At 42.1% G+C, this 7,511-nt stretch carries 6 protein-coding genes; 1 reads left to right on the top strand and 5 read right to left on the bottom strand.

Annotated features, from left to right (window positions below; translation table 11 throughout):
• The 5 genes from K8S15_02700 to K8S15_02680 all read right to left on the bottom strand — a co-directional run.
• Nucleotides 1-422: radical SAM protein (locus K8S15_02700; GenBank protein ID MCD4774943.1), on the bottom strand; the 422-nt coding region annotated here is incomplete at its 3' end.
• 22 nt (nt 423-444) lie between these two features.
• The gene (locus K8S15_02695) at nt 445-1,209 is read right to left on the bottom strand and encodes a methyltransferase domain-containing protein (GenBank protein MCD4774942.1); all 765 of its coding nucleotides are present in this window, start codon (nt 1,207-1,209) and stop codon (nt 445-447) included.
• Nucleotides 1,196-2,377 (bottom strand): hypothetical protein, encoded by a 1,182-nt coding sequence (locus tag K8S15_02690; GenBank protein ID MCD4774941.1) that lies wholly within the window; start codon nt 2,375-2,377, stop codon nt 1,196-1,198. The genes K8S15_02695 and K8S15_02690 overlap by 14 nt, the downstream gene beginning before the upstream one ends.
• 16 nt (nt 2,378-2,393) lie before the next feature.
• Nucleotides 2,394-4,331 (bottom strand): asparagine synthase (glutamine-hydrolyzing), encoded by a 1,938-nt coding sequence (gene asnB / locus K8S15_02685; protein MCD4774940.1) that lies wholly within the window; start codon nt 4,329-4,331, stop codon nt 2,394-2,396.
• Nucleotides 4,331-5,374 carry a DUF354 domain-containing protein gene (locus K8S15_02680; protein MCD4774939.1) on the bottom strand — a complete coding sequence of 348 codons (1,044 nt, stop codon included), beginning with the start codon at nt 5,372-5,374 and terminating at the stop codon, nt 4,331-4,333. Before K8S15_02680 ends, asnB begins: the two co-directional genes overlap by 1 nt.
• A gap of 317 nt (nt 5,375-5,691) precedes the next feature.
• Between K8S15_02680 and K8S15_02675 the strand changes: the two genes are divergently transcribed.
• On the top strand, nt 5,692-7,437 hold the full coding sequence (locus K8S15_02675) for a hypothetical protein (GenBank protein MCD4774938.1): 1,746 nt from the start codon (nt 5,692-5,694) through the stop codon (nt 7,435-7,437).
• The last annotated feature ends 74 nt before the right edge of the window (nt 7,438-7,511 follow it).

The raw sequence follows: 7,511 nt of genomic DNA, 5'->3' as shown, positions 1-7,511 counted from the left end.
CTTTCATATGCTTCATCACTGACCGTATCGAGCGATACCTGCACCTGAAACGGGTTTAGTTCAATTATTCGGTCGACAGAGTTTTCGAGGTTTATGCCGTTCGTATTCAAAGAAAACAGAAAACGGAGTTTTTTTGCATACTCCATTATCTCAAAAGCATCCCTTCGGGTCAGAATTTCTCCGTCAGCGGTGAAGTTAATCATCTTCACACCCATTTTTTTCAACTCATCTATTGTCCTGAACCACTTTTCTTTTGTGAGTTCGTCTGAAAAATCTTTTATCTTCCAGTATTCGCAGATTGTACACCGCGAATTACACTTTTTCGTCAAAAACAGGCTCGCAATGGCAGGCGGCAAAATAGTCTTTCCCATTCTGAAGCTTAACGGGATGAGTGCCTGATTTGCTATCTCCGAAATTATCATAGAAATTTTCGACATTATAATGCTATGCCTTTTTCGCTTTTACCATAACACCCGCACCTTTTTCCGGCCGGGAGTTTTTCCCGAACCACGAAAAGAAATTAAGAAAAGGGAATACAAGCGCGTAGAGTATTTTGCGTTTCATTCTCGCTTCGGTTATCAGATACGAAATGTTATTCGTAATGGTTTCTATCCATCCATAACTATGATAGGCTTCGATGAGTTCAAAGCCCGCGTCGGTAATCTTTTGTGAAATGTCCTCGATTGAATATCCGGGTCTGAAATGCCCCTCGACATCGAAATTGACTTTCCATCCGAAAAACAGCCATCTTCGCTCGTATGCCGGAACATGAAGCAGAAGCAAACCACCGGGTTTGAGAACTTTGTTGAATTGCTTCAAAGCTCTGTCATCGTCCTTGATATGCTCAAGAATATCTACGGTAACCACGAGGTCAAAATAATTCTCGTAATCAATATCCATAATATCCATAACTTCAAACCGGCAGTTTTCTAATCCAATTTCCTCCGCTACCCGGTTGTCCCGCTCGACAAGATTCTTGAGAATGTCAATACCAACAACTTCGCTTTGAGGAAATCTTCTCGCGATTTCGTACGTAATTATTCCCTGTCCTGAACCGATATCGAGAATGTTTCGATAATTGCCTTTGATTTCAGGCAGAATTCTTCGTGCTCTGATTCGTAACCCATTTATCGGTACACCGAAAATCGATATATATACCCTCTCAAAACAAGAAAGGGTTTTATCATATTTCAGTTCACTTCCCAGCATTTATCATTTCTCCCAAAGCTCTTGCCATCCAGGCATTGCACCATCGCATGAGTGAATAATTCCATTTAAAGAATTGACCTTTTCTATACATGAAATCCTCTGTTTTTTCCCTGTAAAGGTTCTGCAATGTCCAATCGGCAATTTTTTCAGCCTGTTCGGAATATTCCGCCCTGTGTCTTCCCGCCTTTACGAAAGAAATGATACCCTGAGCGGATCCATGAATATCATGCGGATACCTGCTGTCGTTCATCCATCGCGGAGCGCCATCAGGTTCAAATAACTCAGCCATGTAATATCCAAGTCCATTCCAGTAAACATCCATGTATCTGTCATCACCGGTTTCTTCGAAATATTCTATGAATCCATCGAGAATTCCACCAGTATGATAATTGTCATGCCTTATTGGTGATTTCCCTTTTGGATATGTGTAAAACCACGCATAATAATCAGTTCGCTTGTTACATGTATAATTCAACAGTTTACCGGCGACAACTCTCAATTCATCATCCTGCGTTTCTTTCCACAGTTTGATAAGATAAGCTCCCACAAGCACATTGTTGTTCAGCACGATAGCGTCAACTTTTCGCAGGACATAAGCGATAGCTCGTTCATCTCCGTTATCATAAAGAACGGGGACATCATGCAGAATGAATTTTCCTACAGAAACCGCAGATTCCAGATATTCCCTGTTCCCTGTAACCCTGTAAGCATGGATAAGCGCTTCACCAACAAAAACAGTAACAACAACATTCGGTTCGAACATATCCTGCAGAAATATGGTGTTCTGCCAGATGAAATTGTATCCCCAGCACAGATTTTTCCGGTTAATACTTGGATTCTCCACAAGCCACTGCAGCATTCTTTTCGCTTCGCGAAGATACTTATCCTCACCCGTTTTCTGGTACAGGAAAAGATATGATCGAGCAAATTGAGCGATTCCCTTGGGATTTCTGGATTTCATCACACCTAATAAAGGACGAAAATTAATCGGATTTCGCATTATCGCCTGAGTAATAATCAGCCTCATCCATTTATTCCCCAGCGCAAGCGTTTTCAGAAACGGGCTGTTCAAAGCATCATATTTGCTGTATCCAGCATAATCCTTTGTTTTCGCTGATTCTAAAACTTCAATCAGTATATTTTCGTAATTATTTTCGGCTATTTTCATGTTGTTTTACTTATTATCAGTCGATGAATTTTCTAAACCACAGTTCAATATTGACAGCACGCCAGATCGCTCTTCCACCGTTAATTTTACCTTCCGTATTGGCATTAAGCAGTTCACTGAATTTGTCACAATCAATCAGGCCACGATTCCTTGTTATTCTGGAATTCATTATCTGTTTTATATATGACAGCATGGGTTCCTGAGCAAACCAATTATTCTCAGGTGTCGCAAAACCGATCTTATCTGTTCTCGTGCGTATCCTTTCCGGTACTATCCCTTTCAATGCGCCTCTCATAACATGTTTCGTCATACCTTTGCGGATTTTCTGGTCTGCAGGAAGTGAAAATATGAATGACACTAATCTATGGTCCATGAAAGGGAGGCGGGCTTCTATCGAACATGCCATCGAGTTTCTGTCCTCATATCTCAAAAGTGCGGGAAGTCCTGAAACAGAAAATATTTCGTATAATCTTCTGTTGAGCCAATCCCCAAATTCATGAACTTGCGGAGCCTCGATCGATCGCGCATTCTGAACAATCCGCTGATTTACCCAGCTTATCCCTCGACCCTTATCGTAACGATTTGCCAGGCGGATCATTGAACGGTGACTCAATAGTCCCGCCATCGTGGAAAACATTGATGTACTGAATTCAGCACCTGTTTTATTGCGGTAAGCATTAAATTCACTGATGAATTTTACAAAGCGGAGTCTCCGCAGATAACCTGCAAAATGCACAGGGAAAAAATAATGATACCCGGCCAATTCCTCGTCAGCGCCCTGACCGTCCAGTGTAACCGTTGTTCCAGTCTCGCGGGCTAATTGGAATACTTTGTATTGCGCGTATTGACTTGTTGAACCGAATGGCTCATCCTGAACGTATATCAGTTGTTCAATATCCTCAATAAGACCTTCGCTGTCGGGAAAGACACGGAAATTCTTAATCCCTGTATCTTTTACTATTTCATCGATATAAGTTGTTTCGTCCAATTCGAATGTGGAATTATAGACAGCGGAATATGATTTCTGATTTTCAGGCGATAGCCATGGACGGGCAGCACAAACCACAGCCGAGCTATCCAGTCCACCTGAAAGGCAGGTTCCCACAGGAACATCGCTTCTCAATCTAAGGCGGACTGACGATTCAAAAAGGTCATGAAATATTTCCGCTGCTTCGTTATCACTCAGTTCTCCCGATGGCAGAGTATTTTCAATATTCCACCATCTTTTCTGGTCCGGAATTTCAGTGGTTCCGAAAGGAATTAAAAGAAAATGCCCAGGCTCTATTTGTTTTATCCCTTCAAAAAATGTCCACCTGAAACAATCCTCACGGGAATGAACCAGATAATCAGCAATTGCTTTTTCGTGTGGAATCTTTTTAACCCATGGGAGTTTCAGCAGCGCCTTGGGTTCTGAGGCGAATGCGAATTTGTCACCATATTTAACGTAGTAAAGTGGTTTAATCCCGAACCTGTCACGACTGATAAACAGCCTTTGTTTATGCAGATCCCAGATTGCAAATGCCCACATACCGTTGAACTTATGCAGGCAATCTATTCCCCATTCTTCATATGCCTGAATCAGAACTTCCGTATCGGTTGCGGTATGAAAATGCCTGCCAAGTGTTTCAAGTTCCTTTCGCAACTCGATATAGTTAAAGATCTCACCGTTAAATGTAATCCACAATCTTCCATCATCGTAAGACATCGGTTGAATACCGTCATCAGAAAGATCAATAATCGAAAGTCTTCGATGAGCAAAACCACAATATGCGCCGCCTTTTTGATTTGCTAACTCATAAGCTGAACAAAACCTGCATTCCTGAAATTTCTCCGAGAGCAGCGCAAAGCCTTCGCCATCGGGGCCGCGATGGGAAAGAGTATCTGCCATAATCGCGAGTTCCTGATATTCGAAACCTTTCCCATGCAAATTCATTATCCCCGCTATTCCGCACATTATTTCACACTCTCCGAGTACTTTTCAATTTCACTGACGATGAATGCAGTGACATCGATTGTATCTTCCAGAAGTTTCTTTCTCTTTTCCTCCCAGATCTCATTAATATTACTCATCTGCAACAGTTCTATCCCTTTCTCAATGGATCTCTCCTGATCCTCAGGAGATTCTGTAAAGTTAAAAACAGCACCGTACTTCTCTTCCTGCTCATCTGTATATCCTCTTCCATCATTATCAAGATAAATTGCAGGTGTACCCAGTACTGCGCATTCAGAAGCCATTGTTGCGCTTTCCCCATAAAGCAGAGCAGCATAATACTGAGCATCGTGGATTCGCTCAGGTGGTATTGTTATCCGATATTTTTCCAGATCCTCAGGCATCTTCTTCTCCGATGTGATAAAAACCTTGGCATATTTTGAGAATTCCTGAACTGCTTTCCGTTTGATCTGCAATGATAAACCGCTATGATTAATATCATGACTCGCTTCCCAGCCCACAAATCGAATTATCACAAATTTCTCATTATTCTGAATACCTAACATGTCAAGAATTGACTGGTCAGGAGAAAAATACCCGGGACGAAGATAGGCGAGCTCGTGATAACCTTTATATCTAACCTGTTTTGCTCCAAGTTCTACATTGAAACAATTCGGCGTGAATATTTCAGTCACGGCAGGTTTATAGATTACCCTTTGCTTTGTTGCATTTTCAGTGTCGTTGAATGCAAGATGTGGAATTCCTCTGAATTTTGCCGCCCATGCTCCACCCGGCGAACCGATACTTACAACAAGATCGATTTGAAGTTTCCCGATTAAGCTATAGACTTTCCAGAACCATTCGATGAGTTCCAGAGGTGCCCTGCAGCCGGTTTTCTGTATCGAACCCTTATAGAATTCTATCCGATATGCCTTGAGGAGATAATGCACGATCTCCTTATCCCGAGCTATGGCAAATACATCGTGTCCCCGTTCCATTAATATTCTGCGGGAGTTTCGAAAAAGATGCACATGTGCCGGATGACCTATATCAAGAAGAATTTTCATCCTTTTTACTCCCTGTCGGCTTCAATGTTGAAATACAATTTCCTTCACAGAATATGAAAACCAATATTCTGGAATATGTAAACATCTTAATAATAGAAATCCCGGGTAGTTCAGGCAAGTGGAACAGTTTTGTCGGATATTCACTGCTCCCACTTTCCAAGGAAATAAAAGCCGACTATGATAAGTTAAATTGTGTTACAGTATCTTGAAAATATTCTCAAGCGCTGTCCGATGGAAACCTATGATTCCTGGCACCTTATGAAGTACTCTCTGGAAATATGGTTAAGTTTACTGTTTCACCCGGGAGTTGAATTCACATGTCATTAATTTTCTTTTCGATAGCGGCAATTGCGATCAGCGGATGGGGAGTACTGGCGCTTCCTCACTCGGAATCGTGGTCCCGGAGATTCGGCGCAGGAAGTTTGCTGATGTTTTTCCTTGTATCGGCTGCCGGATGGTCAGGGTTTCTGCAACCTGCCCTGTTATGGACAATCCTTGCAGTCGGAACTCTTCTATGGGTTCGCCCCGGACGGTTCAGCATGCCAGGCGGCGGTTACATGATTGCACTCTGCGGATTGATACTCTTCCCACTTATACTACTCCCGCCGATTTCCAGAGATGCCATGATTCACCATCTTTATCAAGCCAGGCTCTGGCTTGAAGCTGGAAGAATTGTCAGACCGGAGTGGTCCGGTATTTTCAGCTATCCATATCTGGTTGAATCTTTCTATTCGATTGCTGGAGGAACATTCGGATTCAGAGTCTCAAGAGTAGTAAGTCTGCTTGGATTTCTTGCTGCCTGCTCCGTATCTGCAGGTTACTTTCTGCGAGAAGGAAAAAAGAAAACTGCGATTCTCTCTCTGATAATACTCATGAGTATCCCCGAGCTTGTCAGAAACGCAACATGGAGCTATTCAGACTCGTTCCTTATTTTCTTTTCTTTGCTTGCCTATGTGGAGCTCATCAGAAATAAAGGCAATCCCGTTCTTGCGGTAATATGGGCCGGAGGTGCAAGCTGCTGTAAGTACAACGGTTTCATTGTGCTTGTATCCGTCTGTATACTTCTTCCGTTTTTCTTCAGAAATATGACCAGAAAAATGGTTCTTTATTCTCTGGGTGCCGCTTTCTTCACCACGGCATGGTGGGCAATTCCAAATATCCTTCAATGGGGTAATCCTGTATATCCGCTCTTTCAAAATATCTTCAATTCGAATATTACCATAAGTACCAGAGCGGCAGAGTATTATGCCATGAATACCGTCAGCACATCTCTCAACGGGATTATGGATTATCTCCTTCTTCCAGTGAGGATATCGCTTCACGGTGAATGGAACAATCCTGCCCTGTTTGATGGAGCAAGCGGACCGTTATTACTGGCGGGTACGATTCTGGCAATCCCGATTTTAAGGGACAGAAGGAGAAAATTCCTCCTGCCGTTTCTTTACCTGATTATCGCACTGATCGCAAATGGAGCATCTGTCAGGGTTAGATATCTTCTTCCAGGTCTTGTAATGCTTTCCATTCCGGTTTCCGAAACTTTTGAAAGCCTTCTAATGAACAGAAAGAAAATCTTAAGAGCTGCTACAGCTGTTCTTATCGTAATATGCGCAATCTGGTCAGCAAATATGATAAAAAATCTTTACGAACATGAAAGACCCTGGGAATTTCAGGAAGATAGAACATCCCTTCTTGAAAACGCGCTCTATTATGACTTTTTTCAGGAATGTGATCGTTACATATCTGAAAGTGATACCACACTTATGGTTAATATGAACCGACCATTCTATTTTCCCGGTTATGCAATTTTCGATCATAATGTGGTGCCTTTTGAATTGATGAAAATGCTGTGGTCCGGAATGGATTCCGAAGAGATTGCAAGTACACTCAGAGGTAGAGGAATAACTCATTTAGCCATGGATATGTTTATTACCTCAATAAACATCACTCCTGAACTGTCAGCAAATGAACTGGAACAATGGAGGAAATTTGTCTCCTTCAAACTCTCTCCACTATTAACTGTTGATAGCTATATTCTGTTCGAACTTGAATCCAGACCTTACTAACGATGCTTCTCTATCATTTTTGGACTTCACAGAAGGTCACTTGCGATATCGTAATGTAGTTTGAATATTCACTC

The organism is Candidatus Aegiribacteria sp., assembly GCA_021108005.1.
In the GTDB taxonomy this organism is placed as follows: domain Bacteria; phylum Fermentibacterota; class Fermentibacteria; order Fermentibacterales; family JCC-6; genus Aegiribacteria.
This window is presented reverse-complemented; position numbering and strand designations above follow the sequence as displayed.

What these genes read in the sequence shown, in the direction of transcription:
- K8S15_02695 (MCD4774942.1), bottom strand. Translation starts at nt 1,209, where the DNA reads ATGCTGGGAAGTGAACTGAAATATGATAAAACCCTTTCTTGTTTTGAG.
- K8S15_02690 (MCD4774941.1), bottom strand. Translation starts at nt 2,377, where the DNA reads ATGAAAATAGCCGAAAATAATTACGAAAATATACTGATTGAAGTTTTA.
- asnB (MCD4774940.1), bottom strand. Translation starts at nt 4,331, where the DNA reads ATGTGCGGAATAGCGGGGATAATGAATTTGCATGGGAAAGGTTTCGAA.
- K8S15_02680 (MCD4774939.1), bottom strand. Translation starts at nt 5,374, where the DNA reads ATGAAAATTCTTCTTGATATAGGTCATCCGGCACATGTGCATCTTTTT.
- K8S15_02675 (MCD4774938.1), top strand. Translation starts at nt 5,692, where the DNA reads ATGTCATTAATTTTCTTTTCGATAGCGGCAATTGCGATCAGCGGATGG.